Raw genomic sequence first — 22,794 nt, forward strand, 5'->3', positions numbered from 1 at the left:
GGCCACGGGACAGGTTGTCGAGCCAAATGCGTTGGCCCAGGGGTTTGATGGCGGCGATGCGGCTCATGATGTCCTCTCTGGCTTCAAAGGGGCGCGGTACGAAGGAGACCGCGCAATTAACTAACACAAAGTCGGTGGGCAAAAAGATGGGGACGACGAGGAAAAGTTCAACCATGCCATTGGCACTATCCCGTAGTGGCCGATCTGCGGCTGGGCGACGCTCGCCGGATGCGGGTTCGGCGCAACTATGGTGCAATCGGAACCTTGCCCCGCCCGGAGTCGCCATGTCGCCCGCCTTGCCGCAATTCGTCCTCGATGTCCTGAACCTGCTTCTGGCCGATGGCCGCCGCAAGATACTCGGCCTGGTAGGCGAACCCGGTGCGGGCAAGTCGACGTTGGCCGAGGCGCTGCTGGCTCATCTGGGCGAGCGCGCGGTGGTCGTTCCCATGGACGGCTTTCACCTGGCCAATGTAGAGCTCGCGCGCTTGCAGCGCAGCGCGCGCAAGGGGGCGCCCGACACCTTCGACGCAGCTGGGTATGTGGCCTTGCTGGCCCGGCTGCGCTCGCAACGGGGTGACGAGATCGTCTACGCACCGGCATTCCGCCGCGAGATTGAAGAGCCGATCGCTGGCGCGATCGCCGTGTCGCCGCAGGTACCGTTGGTGATCACCGAGGGCAACTACCTGTTGCTTGAGTCGGGGCACTGGGCTGGCGTGCGGCCCTTGCTGGATGCGATCTGGTATGTCGAGGTTGACGCCGAGCTGCGCCGGCAGCGTCTCGTTGAACGCCATATGCGCTTCGGTCGCGACGAAGCGGCTGCGCGGGCCTGGGTCGAGCAGACCGACGAGCCCAATGCCCGCTTGATCGCCCAGGGCCGGGATGGCGCCGACCTGATCGTGCGCTGGTCGGACTGAATCGCCGGGTGACTTGATGCCAGTGCGGACCGGCTGTCGGCTGGCCAGTATCGCGATTTGAAATTAAATACGCATTTAATTATGGTGGCTGCATGGCCAGCCCACCGCCCAGCCGCAGTCGCGGCCGCCCCGTCGCCAACGCCGAGCAGGACGTGCGCTCCCGCCTGCTCGATGCTGCCATCGCCCTCTACGCCCGCCAGGGCATCGCTGCCACCAGCATGGCGCAGGTGGCCAAGGCGGCGGGCGTCACCCCGGCCATGGTCCACTACTACTTCAGCAATCGCGACCGGCTGCTCGATGCGCTGGTCGACGAGCGCCTGGCGCCCAATATCGCGCAGGTATGGGCGGCTATCGACGATGCACCAGACGACGCGCGCGCGCAGCTGCGCGAAGTGATCGCCCGCCTCACCGCCCGCGTGGCCGAGCTGCCCTGGCTGCCTACGCTGTGGATCGGCGAGGTGCTCAACGACAGCGGCCTCTTGCGCGAGCGCATGCTGGCGCGGCTGCCGCTCTCTCAGCTGCAGAAGCTCGCTGCCGCGCTTACCGCGGCGCAGGCGTGTGGCGATCTGCATCCGGATATCGCCCCGCGGCTGATGCCGGTGTCGGTGCTGGGCCTCGTCATGCTGCCCTTCGTCGTGCTGCGGCTGCTCGCTGCCGTGCCCGGCTTTCCCGCGCCCGATCCCGATCTCATTGCCCGCCATGCCACCGCGCTGCTGCTGCATGGCCTCTCCACGCCCAGGGAGGATTCCTGATGCGCATCCCGATACTTCCATCGCTAATCGCCGTGACCTTGCTCGCGGCCTGCTCTGGCGAGGCGCCGTCCGGCCACCAGGGCTATGTCGAGGGCGAATATGTCGCGGTCGCGGCAGGCGAGGCCGGGCGCCTCAGTACGCTGAATGCCGCGCGCGGCCAGCGGGTGGCGCAGGGTGCGCCGCTGTTCGCGCTGGAGGCCGACTACGAGACGGCGCTGCGTGCGCAACGTGCGGCACAACTGGCGACGAGTGAGGCGCAGTGGCGTGATCTGCAAAGCGGCAAGCGCCCGCAGGAGCTCGCGGTGCTCCGGGCGCAGCTTGCGGCCGCCGAGGCCGAGGCACGTCGCGCCGAGCAGCAACGCGTGCGCGACGAAGCGCAACTGCGCGCCGGCGGCATTGCCGAAGCGCAGCTGGAACAGAGCCGAACCGGCGCGCTGGCCGCCGCGGCCGAGCTGCAGCGGCTGCGTGAGGAACTGACCGTGGCGCAGCTGCCGGGGCGCGAAGCGCAATCGGCGGCGCTCAAGGCGCAGATCGACGCCGCGCGCGGCGCGCTGGCGCAGGCCGACTGGGCGCTGGGGCAGAAGGCGCAACGCGCACCGGCGGCGGCGCTGGTTGCCGATACGCTGTACCGCGTCGGCGAATGGGTGCCGGCGGGCAGCCCTGTGCTGCGGTTGTTGCCGCCGGGCAATGTGAAGGTGCGCTTCTTCGTGCCGCAGGCGGCGTTGGGCCGGCTGCAGCCGGGCAGCAGCGTCACGCTGGCCTGCGCCGCCTGCGGCAACGGGCTCGCCGCCCGGGTCGACTACGTATCGCCGCAGGCGGAATTCACGCCGCCGGTGATCTACAGCAACGATACCCGCGACAAGCTGGTGTTCATGGTCGAGGCGCGACCGGAGCCGGGCGCTGCGGCGAAGTTGCAGCCGGGGCTGCCGGTGACGGTGAGCGCGCGATGAGCGACTACGCGATCGACGTGCAGGGCCTGACCAAGCAGTTCGGCGACAAGCGCGTGGTCGACGGCGTGTCGCTGCAGGTGAGGCGTGGCGAGATCTTCGGCTTCCTCGGCCCCAATGGCAGCGGCAAGACCACGTCGATCCGCATGATGTGCGGGCTGTTGACGCCGGATGCTGGCAGCGGCCAGTGCCTGGGCTACGACATTCGCAGCCAGGCCGACGAGATCAAGCGGCGCGTCGGCTACATGACGCAGAAGTTCTCCTACTGGGATGACCTGACGCTGCGCGAGAACCTGGATTTCGTCGCGCGTGTCTACCAGATGCCGGATAGGCGCGAACGCGTCGAGCGCACGCTGGAGGAATTGGGCCTCGCCGGCCGAGCCAGGCAGCTGACAGGCTCGCTGTCGGGCGGCTGGAAGCAGCGGCTGGCGCTGGCGGCCTGTTTGCTGCACGAGCCGCAGCTCTTGCTGCTCGACGAGCCCACCGCCGGGGTCGACCCCACGGCGCGGCGCGATTTCTGGGAAGAGCTGCACCGGCTGGCGGCGCGCGGCATCTCGGTGCTGGTGTCCACCCACTACATGGACGAGGCCGAGCGCTGCCACAAGCTTGCCTATATCGCCTACGGCCGGCTGCTGGCGCAGGGCACGGCCGACGAGATCATCGCCGCTCAGCAGCTTGCGACCTGGACGCTCTACGGCGACGGGCTGGTCGAGCTCGCGCAAACGCTGCGCGATGCGCCGGGCGTGGAGCAGACGGTGGCCTTCGGCAACGCGCTGCACGTGAGCGGGCGCGACGCCGCCACGCTCGAAATCACACTGCGCGAACTGGCGCAGCAACAGCAACGCCGGCTGGAACCGGCGCAGACCACGCTGGAGGACGTGTTCATCTACATGATGAAGCGCTCGGCCGACAATTTCGGCTCGGGAGCGCGGCCATGACGCTGTTCTCGCTGGCGCGCTGGTGGGGCATCGTGCTCAAGGAATTCCTGCAGCTGCGGCGCGATCGCATCACCTTTGGCATGATCATCGGCCTGCCCATCGTGCAGTTGGCGCTGTTCGGCTTTGCCATCAATGCCGACCCGCGCCATATGCCGACCGCGGTGGTGCTGCACGATCACAGCGAATACACCCGCAGCTTCGTCACTGCGATGCGTCAGTCGACCTATTTCGATATCGCCGGCTCGCTGGATAGCGAGGAGGCCGCCCGCGCCGCGCTGGCGCAGGGCCGGGTGCAGTTCGTGCTGATGGTGCCGCCGGGCTTCACCCGCGAGCTGCTACGCGGTGAGCGCCCGGCGTTGTTGATTGAGGCCGACGCGACCGATCCCGCCGCCACCGGCATGGCGCTGGCTGCGGCGGGCGAGATCGCCCAGAGCGTGCTGCGGCATGACCTGCGTGGCCCCGACTCCCGGCTTGCTGGCCAGCCTGCGCCGTTCGAGGTGCGGGTGCACCGGCTCTACAACCCCGAGGGCAATTCGCAGTACAACACCGTGCCCGGCCTGATGGGCGTGATTCTGACGATGACCATGGTGATGATGACGGGCCTGGCGATGACGCGCGAGCGCGAGCGCGGCACCATGGAAAACCTGCTGGCTACGCCCGTGCGGCCGATCGAGGTAATGACCGGCAAGATCATTCCCTACATCGCCATCGGCCTGATCCAGGCGACCATCATTCTCTTGGCCGCGCGCTGGGTGTTCCACGTGCCCTTCACCGGCAGCCTCGTTTCTATCTACTGCGCCGCGCTGCTGTTTATCGCCGCCACGCTTACCGTCGGCATCACGCTGTCGTCGCTGGCGCAGAACCAGCTGCAGGCGATGCAGCTGACCATGTTCTATTTCCTGCCCAACATCCTGCTGTCGGGCTTCATGTTTCCGTTCCGCGGCATGCCGCAGTGGGCGCAATACATCGGCAACGTGCTGCCGCTGACCCATTTCAACCGGCTGATCCGCGGCATCCTGCTCAAGGGTAACGGCTGGTGGGATCTGTGGCCCAGCATCTGGCCGCTGCTGCTGTTCACCGCGGTGGTGATGGCGATCGCGGTGAAGTTCTATCGCCGCACGCTGGATTGAGGAGGCTGGTATGCGTATACGGATCTTCCTCGTATCAAGCGCGCTGGCGATGGCCGGTTGCGCAGTCGGCCCCGATTTCCAGCGCCCCGCGCCGCCGACGGCGACCGGCTACGTGATCGATCCGCCGGCCGAGCTGCTCGCCGACGGCGTGACACAGCGCCGCGTCGAGGGTGCGATCGAGCCCGACTGGTGGCGGCGCTTCGGCTCGGCCGAGCTCGATGCACTGGTGACGCGCGCACTGGCGTCGTCGCCGACGCTCGATGAAGCCGCCGCCCGGCTCGACCAGGCTCGCGAGGCCTATGCCGCGCGGGCGGGAAAGACCCGCTGGCCCCAGGTCGACGCGGATGCGTCGGCGCGTCGCGCGAAGATCGCCACGCCATCGCCGGGTGAGCCGCCGCTACAGGATATCGGCCCGTTCACGCTGTATCACGTCGGCATCGACATCAGTTACAGCGTCGACCTGTTCGGCGGTGATACTCGCGCGCTTCAGGCGCTGGTGGCACGGGCGGATGCGCACGGTCACAGCCTGGCGGCGGCGCGCGCGATGCTGGCGGGCAACGTGGTCACCACCACGATCCGCGCCGCGGCCCTGCATGCGCAGCGTGATGAGTTGCAGCAGCTGCTAGCGGCGCAACAACGCCAGCTCGCCATCGCCGAACAGCGACTAGCGGCCGGCGGCATCGCCAAGACGGACGTGCTGGCCCAGCGCTCGCTGGTCGGTGAAACGGCGGCGCAGCTGCCGCCACTGGTGAAGCAGCGCGATGCGCTGCTACACCAGCTCGCCGTCTATCTTGGCACCACGCCGTTTGACGCCGACCTGGCGCTGCCGTCGCTATCCGCGATGACGTTGCCGGCCGAGTTACCGCTGCGGCCACCCGCCGAGCTGGTGCGGGTGCGGCCGGACGTGCGCATGGCGGAGGCGACGCTGGCAGCGGCCAGTGCCGACGTCGGTGTCGCCACGGCGGCGCTCTATCCCCGGCTGACGCTGACGGGCTCCATCGGCTCGGACCAGCTCGCCGGCAGCCGGCTGCTGGAAACCTTCAACGTCTGGCAGCTGGGCGCGGGCGTGGTCCAGCCACTGTTCCATGGCGGCGCGCTGCGGGCACAGCGACGTGGGGCCGAGGCGGCCTGGCGCGCGGCCGAGGCGGCGTATCGGCAGACGGTGCTGGAAGCGATCCGCCAGGTGGCCGATGCGCTGCGCGCCCTCGAGCATGATGCGGCCGCGGTCGATGCGCACTCCGGTGTCGCCACCGACAGCGCTGCACGGCGTGAGATCACCGCCGCGCGCTACGTGATCGGCGGTGTCAGCGAACTGGCGCTGCTCGATGCCGACCGCAGTGACCGTGCTGCCCGCCAGGCGCTGGTGGTGGCACGCGGCGAGCGGCTCGCCGATACCGCCGCGCTGCTGCAGGCGCTGGCCGACGCGCCCCTCGATTAGGCGCGGCTGCGGCGGGCCTGGGCCGATCGCCGCGCGATGCGGCAGCGATGCCGGGGCGCGATGCAGCCTACGCTCTGTAATGATGGCATCATGGCGTAAGCGCGCCGACTATCTGGCAAGACGGCGCGTCCATCCCCAAGCCCGCGTCGTCTGACGGTGCGGCGGGGCCGAAAGCCGGGCAAGGAGAGAGGGGCATGCTCAGCCAGCTGGCGCTGCGCGAACGACTGGAGAAACTGAATGCGATCGGCATCGCGCTGTCTGGCGAAACCGATACGGTGCGGCTGACCGAAAGCATCCTGCTCGCCGCCAAGCATCTGGTGCGCGCCGATGCCGGCACGCTGTACCGGGTGCGCGATGGCGCGCTGCATTTCGAGATCGTCATTACCGATAGCCTGGGGCTGGCGATCGGGGGCAGCAGCGGCCGCGCCGTCTCGCTGCCGCCGGTACCATTGCGAGACCCGGATGGTGCGCCCAATCTGCACAATGTGGTGGCCTGTACAGTCAACCAGGGCGGCACCATCGTCATCGACGATGCCTATACCGCGCAGGGCTACGACTTCTCCGGTACCCGGCATTTCGACGCGGCCAATCATTACCGTTCGAAGTCGTTTCTGTGCGTGCCGATGCGTAACCACGAAGGCGAGCTGATCGGCGCGCTGCAGCTGATCAATGCGCTCGATGACGCGGGCGTGGTGCGCGCCTTCGACGATGATGATCGCCAGCTGGCCGAGTCGCTGGCTTCGCAGGCGGCGATTGCATTGACCAATCGGCAATTGATCGCGTCGCTGGAAGAACTGTTCGAATCGTTCATCGGCCTGATCAACCTCGCCATCGACGACAAATCGCCCTATACCAGCGGCCACTGCCAGCGCGTTCCCGAGCTGACGATGATGCTGGCCGAAGCGGCGAGCCGCACCCGCTCCGGGCCGCTTGCTGAATTTGGCATGAGCGATAAGGATAGATACGAGCTCAAGATCGCCGGCCTGCTGCACGATTGCGGCAAGGTGACCACCCCCGTGCACGTGGTCGACAAGGCGACCAAGCTGCAGACCCTGTTCGATCGCATCGCGCTGATCGAAACGCGCTACGAGGTGATCCGGCGCGATGTCGAGATTGCCCGACTCAAGGGCGAGCTCGGCGAGGTGGAGGCACGGGCGCAACTGCTGCAGCTGGCCGACGAGCTCGACTTCCTGCGCGGCATCAACGTGGGCGGCGAGGCGATGAGCGAGGCTGATCTGGCGCGGCTGGCGGCTATTGCTACCCGAATCTGGCTCGGCCCCAACGGGGTATCGCCACTATTGAGCGAGAACGAGCTGGAAAACCTCTCGGTGCGCCGCGGTACGCTGACGGCAGCCGAGCGCCAGATCATCAATCATCATATCGAGGTGACGATCCAGATGCTGGAGGCGCTGCCCTGGCCCAAGCACCTGAAGAACGTGCCCGAGTATGCCGGCGGGCACCACGAGCGCATGGATGGCCGTGGTTATCCGCGTGGACTGACGCGCGAGCAGATGAGCGTACAGGCGCGGATCATGGGCATTGCCGACGTATTCGAGGCGCTGACCGCGCGCGATAGACCGTACAAGCCGGGGATGAAGCTGTCGCAGTCGCTCCTCATACTCGCGCGCATGGCGCGCGAGCAGCACGTCGATCTCGATCTCTTCGAGGTGTTTGTACGCGAACGGGTCTGGCTGGAATACGCGCAGCACTATCTGCCCAGCGAACAGATCGACGAGGTGGACGTGGACGCGCTGGTGGCATTGGCGCGCACGCCGATGTGATCGGTGCACGAAACAAAGGCCGGCAATGCCGGCCTTTGCGATTGATGCGCTTAGCGGGCCTGGCCCGCGAGCACGTAATGCACGCGCTCGTAGTCGACACCGCGTTCCAGCGCGGATTCCAGCCGCAGCTTGCGCGTGTTCTCGCCATCCCACCATTCGACGAGCCGTCCCGGGCGGAACCAGCCTACTGGCAGGATCAGCGAGGCGGGTGCGCGCAGCGTGGGCGTGGCGGGCAGCGCCAGGCCCTCGGTCCAGCCGCGCCGACCGGCGTGGACCAGATCGACCGGCCGCACTGCGGCGGAGAACGGCTGGCCCGGCAACAGCCGTACGCCGATCACCACCTGGTCGCCATCCTGCTGCAACCAGCGTACCGAACCGCTGTAATAGCGGCCGCCGATCTGCACCGACAAGAGTTGCTGCAGCGCGACGCGATGGCCGCTTTCGGCGGGGCGCGACAACTGCATGCCTTGCGGGCTTTCGTTGCGCAGCCACCAGGTTTCCGATGGTGCGAGTTCGGTGGCGGACACGGCCTGCAGCGTCTGGGTGCGACCAAAGAGCTGCATGCGCACCAGATCGTCGCCGGCGAGTTCCGACGGGCCGTCGCTCGGCAGCGCGAAGCGGCCGGCGCTGATCGCGACGTGCTGCTTTTGCAGGCCGAATATGACATCGATCGTGCGATTGCCGTCGGCGCGGCTGTGGATACGTTCAGTCGGCTGCTCGCACCAGGTGCGATAGAGCTCGGTGAGCAGCGATTCGATCGCGCTCGCCGGGAACTGCTCGCCCAGGCCGAGCTTTTCCGGGGCCTCGCCATTGCGCAGCAGCTTGATACGACGCGATAGTGCCTGCGCCAGCTGGTAGGTATCGATCTCGCGCACGGTATCGCCTGCCAGTCGCGGCTCGGTGCGGCGCGGCGCGGTTGGATAGGCGAAATCGACTTGCAGGCTGCCGCGCCCGGGCAGGGCGCGTGCCTCGCGGCCGATCGGTGCGCGCTGCGCGAACGCGGGCAGGCGCTCATCCAGCCACAGGATCTGGCGCGCGGTGAAGTGATAGGGGCTGGCACCGGCGAGCAGCAGCGTGTGCACGAAGATGTTTTCCGGCGAGGCGACGCCGGCGACCTTGAGCAGGCTGTCCTTGGCCGGCTTCTCGGCAACGCCGCCGCGTTCGGCCAGCGTGTAGTAACCGTACAGCTCCTGCCAGACCTCCGTGGGGACGGGGCGATAGGCGAGCAGGTGATCGCGTAGTAGCAGGCACTGGTAACGCAAGGTGCGCTCGGCGGCGAGCGCATGGTGATCGGCTACTTCGGCCTGTCCTTCCTGCGCGGCGCGCCAGATGCGCGCGTAGGCGTTGCACACGATGCGCCACAGATCGATCACCTGTTGCCAGGCGGTCTGCTCATCGGCGCCAAAGGGCAGCGCGCGGCCAAGGAAACGCTCGGTCAGCGCGGTTTGCACCATGTGCACCGGCTCGCGAAACAGTTCGAGGATTTTCAGTGATTCATACGGAGAAACGGCGCTGGCGTTGAGCAGCCTGAGTGCCTCGACGAGTTCGCTATGGGCAACTGGCGCATTGATCAGCGGCAGCAGCTGCAGCCAGCTTTTGGCGGATCGCGCATCTGTGAAGGGTGGGGCGGCGTTACCGCGATAGGAGGGCAGGTGTTCCAGATCCATTATGGCTCGAGCTGGCTAAGCCGTTGGCGCAGCAGGTTCAGCGCATCCGCTGGGATGGCGGGGACTGCATGCGGGCGGCGGGGTTCGGCCCAGATCGGGCTGGGAAAATGTGGGTCCTCACGCCAACGCGGGATCACGTGCCAATGCAGATGTGGCACGACATTGCCCAGGCTGGCGAGATTGATCTTGTCCGGTTGCAAGGCTGAACGCACAGCGCACTCCACGGCATGGACCACATTCATCAGATGCTGACGCGTTTCGAGCTCCAGGTCACTCATTTCCGCGACATGGCGCTTCAGGATCACGCGACAAAAACCAGGATAGGAAGGATCGTCTATGAGTACCACGCGACAGATTTCATCCTGCCACACCAGTTCCCCGCCCATTGAGGTACATAACTCGCAGACGATTTGCATCATCCTTTCCCAATTTTTCAGGGATTATAAACAAGCAAGCCACATAAACAATCGGGGTGGGCCATTAGACCTGCCCCGATCGTCTACGACTAACGTCCTGTTTAGGCATTGACTCAGCTGGATTTGGCTGGATCGCGCCTTAGAGCAGGACCCGTTCGATGCCGCCGTTGCGCGCACGTTCAACATAACTGCTTTGCCAATCGCCGCCCAGCACGTGCTTGGCGATCTCGATCACGATGTAATCGGCTTCGGTACCCGAATCGTCGTTGTAGCGCGACAGGCCCTGCAGGCACGAGGGGCACGAAGTGAGGATCTTCACCGGCGCGGCCGGATTGCCGGCGTCGCTGCGCAGCTTGTCGGCCCCTTGTTGCATTTCCTCCTGCTTGCGGAAGCGCACCTGGGTGGCGATGTCTGGCCGGGCCACGGCGAAGGTGCCCGATTCGCCGCAGCAGCGATCGTTCAGGTCGACGCGTGTGCCCATCAGCTCGTTGGCGACATCGATGCCCTTGTATTGCTTCATCGGCGTGTGGCAGGGCTCGTGGTACATGTATTGCGTACCACTCACGCCTTCGAGCCTCACGCCCTTTTCCATCAGGTATTCATGGATGTCCAGGAGGCGGCAGCCGGGGAAGATCTGCTCGAACTGGTACTTCTGCAGCTGATCCATGCAAGTGCCGCACGACACGATCACAGTCTTGATATCGAGATAATTGAGCGTGGTGGCGAGCCGGTGGAACAGCACGCGGTTCTCGGTGGTGATCTTCTCGCCCTTGTCGGCAAAGCCGCTCGAGGTCTGCGGATAGCCGCAGCACAGATAGCCTGGCGGCAGCACCGTGGTGGCACCCACGTGCCACAGCATCGCCTGTGTGGCGAGACCGACCTGCGAGAACAGCCGCTCCGAGCCGCAGCCGGGGAAGTAGAACACCGCCTCCGATTCGTCCTGCGGAATCGCGGGATTGCGGATCACCGGCACGATGTCGCTATCCTCGACATCGAGCATGCCGCGCGCGGTGCGCAGCGGCACTTTGGGCGGTAGCGGCTTGTTGATGAAATGGATCACCTGGGCCTTGATCGGTGCGCGGCCCAAAGTGGCCGGCGGCTGCTTGGTGATGCCGCGGATCAGGCCGAAACGCTTGGCCAGGGTGTGGCCCAGGCGCTGCGCCTTGTAGCCGAGCTGGATCATGCCGGCGCGCAAAAGCTTGATCGTCGCCGGGTCCTTCATCGTCAGGAAAGCCATGCCGAGTGCCGTGCCCGGATTGAACGGCTTCTTGCCTTCCTTGCGCAGGAAGTTGCGCATCGCGACCGAAACGTCGCCGAAATCGATCTTCACCGGACAGGGATTCACGCAGCGGTGGCAGACCGTGCAGTGATCGGCCACGTCCGCCAGCTCCTCGAAGTGGCGGAACGAGACCCCACGCCGCGTCTGCTCCTCGTAGAGGAAGGCCTCGGTCAGCAGGCCCGTCGCCAGGATCTTGTTGCGCGGGCTGTAGAGCAGGTTGGCGCGCGGCACGTGTGTGGTGCACACCGGTTTGCATTTGCCACAGCGCAGGCAATCCTTGATCGAATCGGAGATCGCGCCGATGTCCGATTGTTCGAGGATCAGCGATTCGGCGCCGAGCAGCGAGAACGATGGGGTGTAGGCGTTAGCCAGATCGGCCCCCGGCAACAGCTTGCCCTTGTTGAAGTGGCCGTTGGGGTCGATCTTCTGCTTGTAGGCCTCGAACGGCGCGAGCTCCTCGGCGGTGAGGAACTCGTACTTGGTGATGCCGATGCCGTGCTCGCCCGAGATCACGCCGTTCAGTCGGCGTGCCACGTCCATGATGCGCGCGACCGCGTGGTGCGCGCGCTGCAGCATCTCGTAGTCGTCCGAATTGACGGGGATGTTGGTATGCACATTGCCGTCGCCGGCGTGCATGTGCAGCGCCACCCAGGTCCGGCCCTTGAGCACCTTCTGGTGCAGCGCATGGATGGCATCGAGCACCGGCTTGCTGGCGCGATCGGCGAACTGCGCTTCCAGGAGTGCCAGCACCTCGCGCTTGAACGAGATGCGTAGCACGAAATCGCGCAGCGCGTGATAGACCGACTGCGGCGCGTTGTCGGCGCCGATCTCGGCTTCCAGCGGCGCATCAGGCCAGGCGGCAAGATAGCTTTCGAACGCGCCGTCCAGATTGCCCTGCAGCCACTGCCAGCGTTCGCGCACGCGCCAGATCAACGCCAGGGCGGCTTCGCGGCGCTCGCCGATCAAGGCCTCGCGGCTGATCGGCGAATCGGCGACATCGACCGGCAGTTGGCCATGGGTGAAGAAATCGGCCAGCGTGTCGAGCAGTTCGATCTTGTTGGCGATCGAGAGCTCGATATTGATGCGCTCGATCTCGTCCGAATACTCGCCCAGGCGCGGCAAGGGGATGACGACGTCTTCGTTGATCTTGAAGGCGTTGGTGTGCTTGGCGATCGCTGCGGTACGGGCGCGATCGAGCCAGAATTTCTTGCGCTGCTCGCCCGAGACGGCAATGAAGCCTTCGCCGGAGCGCGCATTGGCCAGGCGCACCACTTGCGACGCCATTTCGCCGACGGCGGTTTCGTTGTCCGACACCAAGTCGGCGATCAGCACCATCTTGGGCCGACCGCGGCTCTTGGCCTTGGTGGCGTAGCCGACGGCGCGCACATAGCGCCAATCGAGGTGCTCGAGCCCGGCCAGTTGCACGCCGGCCGTTAGCCCGGCGCCGCCCGGCTTGAAGAGATCGGTGATCTCGACGATGGCCGGCACCGCGCGGCTCACTTCACCGAAGAATTCCAGGCAGACGGTGCGGGTGTGTGCTGGCAGTCGGTGCAGCACGAAGCGGGCGCTGGTGATCAGCCCGTCGGTGCCTTCCTTCTGCACGCCGGGCAGGCCGGCGAGGAACTTGTCGGTGACGTCTTTGCCCAGGCCCACCTTGCGGAACTGCTGGCCGGGAATGACCAGCGTGTCCTCGCCGATCTTGCTCTTGCCGTCGGGCTTGTAGGTGGTGACGCGGAAGGTGGCGTTTTCGGCATCGTGGATCTTGCCGAGGTTGTGATCGAGCCGCTCGATGAATTTCCAGTTGCCGTCCGGGTCGACCATCTTCCACGACACGAGATTATCGAGCGCGGTGCCCCACAGCACGGCCTTCTTGCCGCCGGCGTTCATGGCGACGTTGCCGCCTATGCACGACGCGTCGGCCGACGTCGGATCGACCGCGAACACGAGGCCGGCGCTTTCCGCCGCTTCCATCACGCGGCGGGTCACGACGCCCGCGCCGCACTGGATGGTGGCGACCTCATGGTCGACTCCCGGAATGCGGATGCGCTCGACGCCCTGGTGGCGGTCGAGCTTCTCGGTGTTGATCACTGCGCTCATCGGCGTGAGCGGCACCGCGCCGCCGGTGTAGCCGGTGCCGCCGCCGCGCGGAATCACGGTAAGGCCGAGCTCGATACAGGCGGTGACCAGCGGCGCCATTTCCTCTTCGCTATCCGGGTTCAGCACCACGAAGGGATATTCGACGCGCCAGTCGGTGGCGTCGGTGACGTGGCTGACGCGGGCCAGACCATCGAAACAGATGTTATCGCGCCGGGTGTGGCCGCTCATGCGGCGCAGCACCTTCTTGCGCAGCGCGATGGTTTCGCGGAATTCGCGGGCGAAGGCTTCGACCGCCTGGCGCGAGCGCGAAACCAGGACGCCGACCTTGTTGTTGCCATCGCGACGCTTCTCGATCTCGGACAGGCGATGGTTCATCGCCTCGACCAAGAGCTTGAGCCGCTTGGGATTGTCGAGCAGGTCATCCTGTAGATAGGGGTTGCGCTTCACTACCCAGATGTCGCCCAGCACCTCGAACAGCATGCGGGCCGAGCGGCCGGTGACACGCTCCTGCCGTAATTCCTCGAGCACGCGCCAACCGTCATCGCCCAACAACCGGATCACGATCTCGCGATCGGAGAACGAGGTGTAGTTGTACGGAATTTCACGGAGGCGGTCCTGCGTGATCGCAAGGGGGGCGGCAGTCAGATCGGCCATGTTTGGTCGGGCTCGATGGGGAATTGCGGAGAGAACCCGATTTTATCGGAAAACGCAGCGGCTAAAGGCGCAATTTTATTGGGGTTTTGCTGCGTTGACGGGGCCGGGTTCAGGCCGAAACCCGATTGCGCCCGGCGTTCTTGGCCTGATAGAGCTGACGATCGGCGGTTTCGATCAGCTCGGAGAGCGTGAGTTCGCACTGCCGGCCCGATACGCCGATCGACAGGGTCACCGTCAGGCCCTCGGCGAGGCGCTGCCAGGACCAGCTGGCGACAAGCTTGCGCAGGCGCTCGGCGACATCGACCGCGCCGGGGGAGTCGCGCCCCGGCAGCAGCACGACGAATTCCTCGCCGCCGTAGCGCGCGACGAGGTCATCCTGGCGGCAGCCCGATTTCAGTAGCGCCGCAACCTGGCGCAGCACCTTGTCGCCGATGGCATGTCCGTGTTCATCGTTGATCTGCTTGAAATGATCCAGGTCGAGCAGCAGCAGCGACAACGGTTGGCTGTGCTCGCAGGCGCGGGTGAAGGCCGCCACGCCCATCTGTTCGATGCCGCGGCGATTGAGGATGCCGGTGAGCGCATCCTGGCTGGCCTGGCGTTCGGCGCGACGCAATTCGCGGCGCTGGTTGGCGTGCAGGCGTTTGAGCCCGTCGTTTTCCAGCCTGGCCTTCTCGATCTCCAGCCGCATTTCCATCGCCTGCATCTTGAACGGCGAGGTCTGGCGCATCACCTCGAGCAGGCGATCGTGATAGCGCTTGAAATGCTGTAGCGCACGCGCGGGTTCGTCCAGTTGTTCGTAGGCTTCGGCATGACCGCGCTCGATCTGCATCAACAGGTGCTGCGCGCCCATGCGTTCGGCGATTTCCTGCGCGCCTTGCAGATGGTGGGTGGCGCCGACCGGATGCTGGCGGGCGAGCTCAACGCTCGCAAGCGCGATGCGGCTGTTGGCTTCGCCCCAGAGCTTGCCGTAACGCTGGCAGACATCGATGGCGATGCAGAAGTGGCGCTCGGCCACGTCCATCTGCTGCTCGGCCAGCCGGATCAGTCCGATTGCGTGGTGGGCATCGGCCTCATATTCGCAGTTCTTGGCGTGCACCGAGCGATCGAGACCGATTTCCAGCTGATGCAATGCTTCATCGAAGCGCTCCAGCCGGTACAAATCGATGCCGATGTTGATCGGCACGGCGGCGTGCAGATTGTCCTCGACGTCAGCGGTCAGATATTCGCGCGCTTTCTGGTGGTGGCGTAGTGCGGCGTCGAAATCCTCGTGCGCGAAGTAGATCTGGCCGATGCCGATCAGCGCGCGGATATGGCTTTCCTGTGCCGCACCTTCGCTCGCGATCGAAACATCGAGGCATTGCGCCCAATAGTGCAGGGCCCGGTCATAGTCGCCCAGCGTGTAGTAGGCGCGGGCGATTTCCTGCAGGCATTCGGCCACGTGCAGCTTGAGTCCGTAGATGTCGCCGAGAAACAGGCTGTGGCGCATCATCGCGATGGCTTCGTGGTAACTGCCTTGCAGCGAGATGCTGGTGGCCACGGTCAGAAGACCATGGACATAGCCGTTGGGGTAATCGATGGCAGCCGCGTATTTGCACACTTGCTCCGCAACCGCGCGCGCCTCGTGGTTACGGGACTGGTAAAGTCGGCGCGCTTCGAGATTGAGCTCGTCGATGTACTCGCGGGTGATGACTTGGTCGGACATTGGCAGGTCCAGGCGTAAGGCTATCTTCCACCTTAGATAAAAAGCCATGGCGTTGCAACGCCGTGCCAGCACCTAGTCTGGCGACAGCCTGAGTTCCAGCGTGGCATAGCGCGGTGAGTCCGCCGCGGCGCGTAGCTGACGACGCAGCGCTTCGCTTTGCGAGCGGTGTTCCGCCGCCGCCGCGCGGTCCTCACACAGTTCGGCGAGCCGCGAGAGCTGGTAATGGATGTCGGCCAGCAGCGGCATCGTACCCATTGCTTCGGCCAGCACCTGGGCGCGACCGAGCTGTTCGGACGCCATTTCCGGCTCCCGAGCCATGATGCTGCACTCGCCCAGTCGCAGCAGCACCGAGCTCTCGCCCCAGGTATTGATATGGAGCCGGTTGATCTTGAGCGCGACCATCAGGCTCATGCGCGCGGCCTCGACCTCGCCTGCGATAAGTCGGATCTGGCCGAACATGCTGAATATCTCGGCCTCGAACTGATAGTTTTGGTCGGCGCGCACCAGAGGCAACGTCTCCTTGAGCACCTCGGTCGCCTCGACACAGCGTTGCAGCCGGATCAGGTCAGCGGCGATATTGAGCATGCTGGTGCTGGTGAGGTAGGCGTTGTCGTCGTTCTCGGCCAGCCGGGCCGCCTGTTTGTGATGAGCCAGCGCCAGCTCGAAGTGATCGTGCGCGTAGCACAGCTGACCCAGCCCGATGTGCGCCTGGATGCGTTCCTCGGGGCGGATGTGTTCGCCACCGAGCTCGGTGCAGGCGCACCAGCAGTCGGCCGATTGCTCGTATTGGCCCAGCGTGTATGCCACCCGGGCGATCAGCTGTAGCGCCTCGCCGCGCGCGGTGCCGATGTCCCGGCGCTCCCCGAGCTCCAGCGCCTGCAACAGCGTGTCCTTGGCGTCTTGCGAGCGGCCGAACATAAAGAGCCCGCGCGCATAGAGCGTAAGCGCCAGCGATTCGCTGTAGGCATCATTGCAAGCGCGCGCCATTTCACGGGCCTGGCTGGCCAGTGCCATGGCTTCGGCGCTTTGCGAATGAACGATCTTGCCGGCACGCGCCAGCAGTTCAGGAAGCTCGGTCATTATCGATGGGGTGAAAAACAGGCCGACAGCGTAGCACGCGTGCAAGCGCTTGCGGAACGACTTATGCAGCTGCGTGCACGATTGCGGTGCAGTCCTCGGGAGTCAGCAAGCCACCTTCGCCCAAGCGCGTTCGACCGTGGCGGCGCAGTTGCTCGGCAACGGCCGTGGCGGCCTCGCCGGCGTCGATGCCGTAGCTGGAGAGCCGCGTCGGCACGCCCATGGCCTCGAAGAAGGCCACGGTCCGGCCAATGGCGGCGTCGGCCACGGCAGCATCAGCGCCCGGCAACTGCCACAGCCGCCGCCCGTACTGTGCGAGCTTGGCTTCTTTGTCGGCTTTGCGGTACGCCAGCAGCCACGGCAGCGTGACCGCCAGCGTCTGCGCGTGATCGAGGCCGTAGAGCGCGGTCAGCTCATGGCCGATGGCGTGTGTGGCCCAGTCCTGTACTTGGCCTAGCGCAACGAGGCCGAACAACGCCTGGTTGGCGGCCCACATCATGTTGGCGCGCGCCTCGTAGTCGTCGGGCTGCGCCAGTGTGCGCGGGCCGATTTCCAGCAAGGTCTGCAAGATGCCCTCGGCCAGCCGGTCCTGCACCCGCGCCTCGTTCGGCACGGTGAGATACTGCTCGACGGTGTGGACGAAGGCATCGATGACGCCATTACTGATCTGGCGCGGCGGCAGCGTCATCGTCAGCGTGGGGTCGAGCACCGCGAAGCGTGGAAACACCAGCGGGTTCTTGAACGAGAGCTTGTCCTGTGTGGCGCGCCGGGTCACCACCGCGGCGAAATTGCTTTCCGATCCGGTTGCCGGCAGCGTGAGCACGCCCCCTAGCGGCAGGGCCGTGGCAAGCGGCGTGCGGTTGCCGACGATCAGCCATGGGTCGATCGCCGGATCGAGCACGATGGCGGCGGCGATGAACTTGCTGCCGTCGATGACCGAGCCGCCGCCAATCGCGAGCACCCAGTCGATGCGCTCGGCCCGGCCCAGTTCGACCGCGCGCATCAGCGTCTCGAATTCGGGGTTGGGCTCGATCCCGCTGAATTCGACTACATGCCGGCCGGCCAGTGCCGCCATGACCTGATCGTAGGCGCCGTTATGGCGAATGCTGCCGCCACCGTAGCTGAGCAAGACGCGCGCGCCGGTCGGGATCTCGCGCGCGATCTGCGCGCACTGGCCGCGACCGAAATGAATGCGGGTGGGATTGTGGAAGCTGAAATTATCCATGATGCGTAGCCAATGGGAGTAAGGGTGCCGGCGCGGTGCTGCGGTGATCTGGCCGACGGGCAGCCTGGAGCCGGTTCGCGGTTTTTTCCTGGCGGCGCCGCTCCCTAAGGGCTCGACGTCGCGAAAAGCGCATGAACAGGCGCTTAACGCGCCAGTTGCTGTTCCAGCGCTTTGAGTTTGGCGTAGGTGCTGGTGCCGACGATGCGCTTATACGCTTCCTGGTACTGGCGGTAATGCTGCTCGGATTCGGCCTGCTGGCCGAGCGCGCGATAGACTTGGGCCAGCAGGTGATGCGCCTTGAACACCGTGTGGCCGGAGCCGATCTCAAGCGCGCGCTTGAGCGCGTGCGCGATGGGCTCGAGTGCTTCCTCTAGCCGGCCCTCGGTGATCAGGATGCGGCCCATCAGCATCATTTCCGAGGTTTCTCCCCAGTACCAGACGCGGCGCAGCGTCTGGGCCTGGGCGACAAAATCGCGGGCGAGGCGGGTATTGCGGCGGCCGAGCGCCACATTGGCTTGGTAAATGAGGATTTCGCCCTGGTATTCCTTGTGCCCCTGCGTCAAGGCCAGGGGCCAGGCCAGATCGAGCATGCGCTCGGCGTCGTCGTACTGTTCCAGCTCCAGATGATCGGCGGCGAGATTGATCAGGATGCAAGCGCGCATTTCCAGGCTGGTCTGGTCGACGGTCAGCGACTGGGCATGCAGGTGCTGGTGCAGCGCCATTGCAAATTGCTCGTGCGCGAAGTAGACCTGGCCGAGGCCGATGTGGGCATGGATGCGGGTGTCGGCGCTGAAGCCCGAGCCCTCGTCGACCAGGCAGTCGCCCCAGTAGTCGATGGCCTCGTCGAACGAGCTCTGCGTGTAATAGGCGCTGGCAAGTTCCTGCAGGATTTCGCCGCGTAAGGGCTTCAGATCCTCGGTTTCGGCGATCGTCAGCGCCTTCAGGTGACAGATCTGCCCCTGCGGGATGTCGCCGAACGCGAACAACATGCAGCCATAGCGTTTCCAGGCCAGCAACGCCAGCGTTGGGTCACTACCGTCCACCGCAAGCTGGCTGGCCTGTTCGGCCAGCTTGAGCGAAGCATCCGGGTCCAGATAGGTGAGGCGTTCGCTTTCGCTGATGAGATGCGCGATCTTGGTGAGGTCTGCCGTTTTCATGGCACGGGGTGGTCGGTGAGCCTTGTCGAGGCTACGCCGAATCGCTGGGTGCTTCAAGCCGGGGGGCCAATACGGCAAACGGAGCGCCATGCGCTCCGTTCAGGGACTATCGTCGCGGTTCCTGACGAGACGATCAGTCCTCGTCCATCAGCGCCGTGGTGTACACCTCTTGCACATCGTCGAGCGATTCGAGCGCATCGAGCAGCTTCTGCATCTTCTGCGCATCGTCGCCCGCGAGCTCGGTGTCGCCCTGCGGTTTCATCGTCACTTCACCCATCTCGGCCTTGAAACCCGCGGCTTCCAGCGTTTCCTTGATGCCGACGAATTCGTACGGTGGGGTGATCACTTCGATCGAGCCATCATCGTTGCTGACCACATCGTCGGCGCCTGCTTCGAGCGCGGCTTCCATCAGTGCGTCCTCGTCGGTGCCAGGCGCGAATACCAGGTAGCCGCAGTGCTTGAACTGAAAGCTTACGCAGCCGTCGGTGCCCATGTTGCCACCATATTTGCTGAATGCATGCCGCACGTCGGCGACAGTCCGCGTTTTGTTGTCTGTAAGGCAGTCGACCATCACGGCGGCGCCGCCGATGCCGTAGCCCTCGTAGCGGGTTTCGACGTAATCGACGCCCTCGAGCTGGCCGGTGCCGCGCTTGATGGCGTTTTCGATATTGTCCTTCGGCATCGATTCGGCCTTGGCGCGGTCGATGGCCAGCCGCAGACGCGGGTTCATGCCAGGATCGCCACCGCCGTTCTTGGCCGCGACGGTAATTTCCTTGATCAGGCGCGTGAAGATCTGGCCGCGCTTGGCGTCCTGACGGCCCTTACGATGCTGGATGTTCGCCCATTTGCTATGGCCGGCCATGATGAGTTCCTGCTCGAATGCGTTGACATGGATAGGGGCAGGATTCTAGCACAGACGAAATACCCGCCCAGAGGGCCACTTGATGATGCAGAACAAGGTCCGATCAGGTGCCCGCAATCCGGCCGTTCATCAAAGAACGTGACCGATGCGCCCGAGCGCATAGGCGATCAATGTTGCCATGCCCACCAGCAGGCCGGCCATGCGGCTACGCACGCCGGCGCATGCCATGCCACAGGCCGCAGCGGCGAGCAGCCCCCAGGGGGCGGGCAGCTGCGCGATCAGCAACGACGGCGGCAACGTGGCGCCGAGCCAGTTGCCGGCACGCAGCACGCGAATGGCCGCGGGCCGTGGCGCCGGTGGCGCGAGCTCGGGCAGGGCGTGTAGCAGGGCGGTGAGGGCCGCATCGCCCTGTTGCTGCAGCAGCGCGACCAACGTCATGGCATCGCGCGGCGCCACGCCCCTGCTGATCAGGATGCCGGCCAAACCCAGACTGGATTCGGGGCCGGGCAGCGCTTCGCCGTCATCGGCGTCGTCGTCTGCGGACGGCACCGGAGTGCGCGCGCGGCTTGCCTGCCAGAGCGCGCCAAACCCGGCGATGCACCAGGCGGCGAAGGCCTGGCTCGCGGGAAGCCGCTCGAACCCGGCCAGCAGCGCAGACAGGCACAGCAGCAGCAGTAGGCCGTCCTGGCGTGATTGTGCGAGCCCCCGCCACAGCGGCACTGCCTGGCCGGCATACAGAGTGGTGCCGGGAGTGCCGGAGCAACGCAGCCATGGCCACGCCAGCGCGGGCCCGCCGCGCTGCAGCAGCCATGCCAGCGCGCGCACCCGGCGCGTGTTGCTGGCCGGCCGCTGATGCGCCAACTCCAGCCAGAACCATTGCCGCACGCTGCCCGCTTCCAGGTCGGACAACTGGCGCTGCAGCGCGGTGATCTGGTCAGGACTGAGGTGGCAAAACGGCATGGCGCGGCGGTGAGCGGCTGGGAGCTCGACTATAACCGGATAAATCGGCTGGGGAGCACCATGACGTTGTCCATACGTAGTCGCCTGATCGCCTTCGGCCTGCTGGCCACCGTGCTGGTGTTCGCCGCGGGCCTGATTGGCCTGCTGGCCATTCGCCACCTGTCCGTCGGCATCGCCGATGGCGGGGTGAGCATGAGTGCGGTGCGCAACCAGGGCGAGGCGGACATGATGCATGACGCGATCCGTGCCGACGTACTGGCGATGGCGCACCAGATGCACGCCGGCGCCGATGCCCAGGCATTCGACGCGGTGGAGAAGGAGTTCACCGACCACGTCACCACCTTGCAGCAACGGGTGGCGGCCAATGAGGCGCTGCCACTGTCGACGGCGGAGCGCGCAGCGTTGGCGGCGCTCAAGCCTGATCTCGCAAGCTATGTGAACCAGGCACGCGGGCTGCTGCAGCGCTATCGCGCCGGCCAGGACGATGCGCAGGAGTATGGTGCGTTCGCCGCCAGCTTCTCCCGGCTGGAACACAGCATGGGGAAGTTCTCGGAACTGATCGAGCAACGGGCGCAGGGCGGGCGGGAGACGCTGGACGGGGCCAGCCGGCGCGCGCTGAGCTGGGCGTGGGTGACAATGATCAGCGGCGCGCTGCTGATCGCTGCCATGGCGTGGGCGCTGACGCGCAGCATCCTGCGACCGCTGCAGCGGATCCGGCACTTCATGCTCACGCTGGGTGGCAACCTGGGCAACCGCTGCGAAGTCGGAACGGATGAGGTTGGCGATATCGCGCAATCGGTCAATCAGCTGCTGACGGACCTCGCCGGCCTCATCGGTGTGGTGCAGAGCTCGGCTGAGCAGGTGGCCGGCACGGCGGAGCGGCTGGCGGGCCAAACGGAGGCGACGCAGGCGCGAATCAGCGAGGTGGGACGACGGACTGGCGCGCTGGCGGCCGATGCGGCCGATCTGGCCAACACCACAGAGGAAGTGGCGCAGCGCATCGCCGAGACCGCGCGTGCAGCCTCCGATGCGGCGGCCTTGGCGCACAGTTCGGCGCGGGCGGTTTCCAGCGTGGTCGAAGGGAACGAGCGATTGCAGGCGGCCACGCTGCAGTCGACCGACCGCATCGATGCGTTGGCGTCGTCGGCCGACCGGATCGAGGAAGTGACACGGGTGATCCGAGAGATCGCCGATCAGACCAATTTGCTGGCACTCAATGCGGCGATCGAGGCGGCTCGCGCCGGTGAGCAAGGGCGTGGTTTCGCCGTAGTGGCCGACGAGGTACGCAAGCTGGCCGAGCGCACGGCCCGGTCGACCACCGAGATTGCCAGCATCACCGACGAGATCCAGCAATGCACGGAGCATACGGTGACGGCGATGCGCACCGTCAGCGCGGAGGTGCACGGCAGCGCCGCCCGGCTGGACGAAGCCGGCGCAGGGCAACAACGCATTGTTGGCAGCACTGATGCCATGCTTGATACCGCCAACGCCATTTCATCAGTTTCCAGAAAGCAAGCGGCCGTCATTGTCGGCACGGCAGATGGGATACGCGATATTGCCGCGCTGGTGGCGCAAAGCCAGGACGAGGTCGGCGCCATACGCAACGCCAGCTCCGAACTGGATGCGCTGGCACGCGCATTACGTGACAACATTACCCGTTTCCGCGTATGAGCAAGGAAGCCGCGCCTGCCGGCGCCTTGCGGATTTCCAGTATGGAACACCAGCTCATTGTGTGTAAGAATTAAGCTGACAAAACACCCGGAGCTGCACAGCCCCGGCCCTGATCTTCTTGGGCTAT

Annotated in this window: 17 protein-coding genes; 8 read left to right on the plus strand and 9 right to left on the minus strand. The window is 65.7% G+C overall.

Features of this window, described 5'->3' with window-relative positions; genetic code table 11:
* Positions 1-284 precede the first annotated feature (284 nt).
* The 7 genes from NLI84_RS15345 (at position 285) to NLI84_RS15375 (ending at position 7,900) form a co-directional block, all read left to right on the plus strand.
* Positions 285-914 carry a nucleoside/nucleotide kinase family protein gene (locus NLI84_RS15345; protein ID WP_255991536.1) on the plus strand — a complete coding sequence of 210 codons (630 nt, stop codon included), beginning with the start codon at positions 285-287 and terminating at the stop codon, positions 912-914.
* A gap of 92 nt (positions 915-1,006) precedes the next feature.
* A complete protein-coding gene (locus NLI84_RS15350) occupies positions 1,007-1,666 on the plus strand; it encodes a TetR/AcrR family transcriptional regulator (protein WP_255991537.1) in 660 nt (219 codons plus the stop codon).
* Positions 1,666-2,616: an HlyD family secretion protein gene (locus tag NLI84_RS15355; protein ID WP_255991538.1), complete on the plus strand. Its 951-nt coding sequence runs from the start codon at positions 1,666-1,668 to the stop codon at positions 2,614-2,616. The genes NLI84_RS15350 and NLI84_RS15355 overlap by 1 nt, the downstream gene beginning before the upstream one ends.
* Positions 2,613-3,551, plus strand: a complete 939-nt coding sequence (locus NLI84_RS15360; RefSeq protein WP_255991539.1) for an ABC transporter ATP-binding protein — start codon at positions 2,613-2,615, stop codon at positions 3,549-3,551. The genes NLI84_RS15355 and NLI84_RS15360 overlap by 4 nt, the downstream gene beginning before the upstream one ends.
* On the plus strand, positions 3,548-4,681 hold the full coding sequence (locus NLI84_RS15365; RefSeq protein WP_255991540.1) for an ABC transporter permease: 1,134 nt from the start codon (positions 3,548-3,550) through the stop codon (positions 4,679-4,681). The genes NLI84_RS15360 and NLI84_RS15365 overlap by 4 nt, the downstream gene beginning before the upstream one ends.
* Positions 4,682-4,691: 10 nt before the next feature.
* Entirely contained in the window at positions 4,692-6,119 is a 1,428-nt protein-coding gene (locus NLI84_RS15370) for an efflux transporter outer membrane subunit (protein ID WP_255991541.1), read from the plus strand.
* 194 nt (positions 6,120-6,313) lie between these two features.
* Complete coding sequence (locus NLI84_RS15375) at positions 6,314-7,900, plus strand: GAF and HD-GYP domain-containing protein (RefSeq protein WP_255991542.1); 1,587 nt, start codon at positions 6,314-6,316, stop codon at positions 7,898-7,900.
* A 50-nt stretch (positions 7,901-7,950) separates the two neighbouring features.
* Here the strand turns inward: NLI84_RS15375 and NLI84_RS15380 are convergent, their stop codons facing one another.
* The 9 genes from NLI84_RS15380 to NLI84_RS15420 form a co-directional block, all read right to left on the minus strand.
* Positions 7,951-9,567, minus strand: a complete 1,617-nt coding sequence (locus tag NLI84_RS15380; RefSeq protein WP_255991544.1) for a cyclic-di-GMP receptor FimW-related protein — start codon at positions 9,565-9,567, stop codon at positions 7,951-7,953.
* Positions 9,567-9,986, minus strand: a complete 420-nt coding sequence (locus NLI84_RS15385) for an HIT family protein (RefSeq protein WP_255991545.1) — start codon at positions 9,984-9,986, stop codon at positions 9,567-9,569. The genes NLI84_RS15380 and NLI84_RS15385 overlap by 1 nt, the downstream gene beginning before the upstream one ends.
* Positions 9,987-10,122: 136 nt before the next feature.
* Complete coding sequence (locus NLI84_RS15390) at positions 10,123-14,013, minus strand: DUF3683 domain-containing protein (RefSeq protein WP_255991546.1); 3,891 nt, start codon at positions 14,011-14,013, stop codon at positions 10,123-10,125.
* Between the two features lie 109 nt (positions 14,014-14,122).
* Entirely contained in the window at positions 14,123-15,715 is a 1,593-nt protein-coding gene (locus NLI84_RS15395; RefSeq protein WP_255991547.1) for a tetratricopeptide repeat-containing diguanylate cyclase, read from the minus strand.
* A 72-nt stretch (positions 15,716-15,787) separates the two neighbouring features.
* On the minus strand, positions 15,788-16,795 hold the full coding sequence (locus tag NLI84_RS15400; protein ID WP_255991548.1) for a tetratricopeptide repeat protein: 1,008 nt from the start codon (positions 16,793-16,795) through the stop codon (positions 15,788-15,790).
* A 61-nt stretch (positions 16,796-16,856) separates the two neighbouring features.
* Entirely contained in the window at positions 16,857-18,017 is a 1,161-nt protein-coding gene (locus NLI84_RS15405; RefSeq protein ID WP_255991549.1) for an iron-containing alcohol dehydrogenase, read from the minus strand.
* 143 nt (positions 18,018-18,160) lie between these two features.
* Positions 18,161-19,174 carry a tetratricopeptide repeat protein gene (locus NLI84_RS15410; protein ID WP_255991550.1) on the minus strand — a complete coding sequence of 338 codons (1,014 nt, stop codon included), beginning with the start codon at positions 19,172-19,174 and terminating at the stop codon, positions 18,161-18,163.
* Positions 19,175-19,307: 133 nt separating this feature from the next.
* A complete protein-coding gene (locus tag NLI84_RS15415) occupies positions 19,308-20,036 on the minus strand; it encodes a YebC/PmpR family DNA-binding transcriptional regulator (RefSeq protein WP_255991551.1) in 729 nt (242 codons plus the stop codon).
* A gap of 129 nt (positions 20,037-20,165) precedes the next feature.
* The gene (locus tag NLI84_RS15420) at positions 20,166-20,996 is read right to left on the minus strand and encodes a hypothetical protein (RefSeq protein ID WP_255991552.1); all 831 of its coding nucleotides are present in this window, start codon (positions 20,994-20,996) and stop codon (positions 20,166-20,168) included.
* Between the two features lie 60 nt (positions 20,997-21,056).
* Between NLI84_RS15420 and NLI84_RS15425 the strand changes: the two genes are divergently transcribed.
* Positions 21,057-22,667: a methyl-accepting chemotaxis protein gene (locus NLI84_RS15425; RefSeq protein ID WP_255991553.1), complete on the plus strand. Its 1,611-nt coding sequence runs from the start codon at positions 21,057-21,059 to the stop codon at positions 22,665-22,667.
* Positions 22,668-22,794 lie beyond the last annotated feature (127 nt).

The organism is Chitinolyticbacter albus (genome assembly GCF_024437655.1).
GTDB classification, from domain to species: Bacteria; Pseudomonadota; Gammaproteobacteria; order Burkholderiales; family Chitinibacteraceae; genus Chitinolyticbacter; species Chitinolyticbacter albus.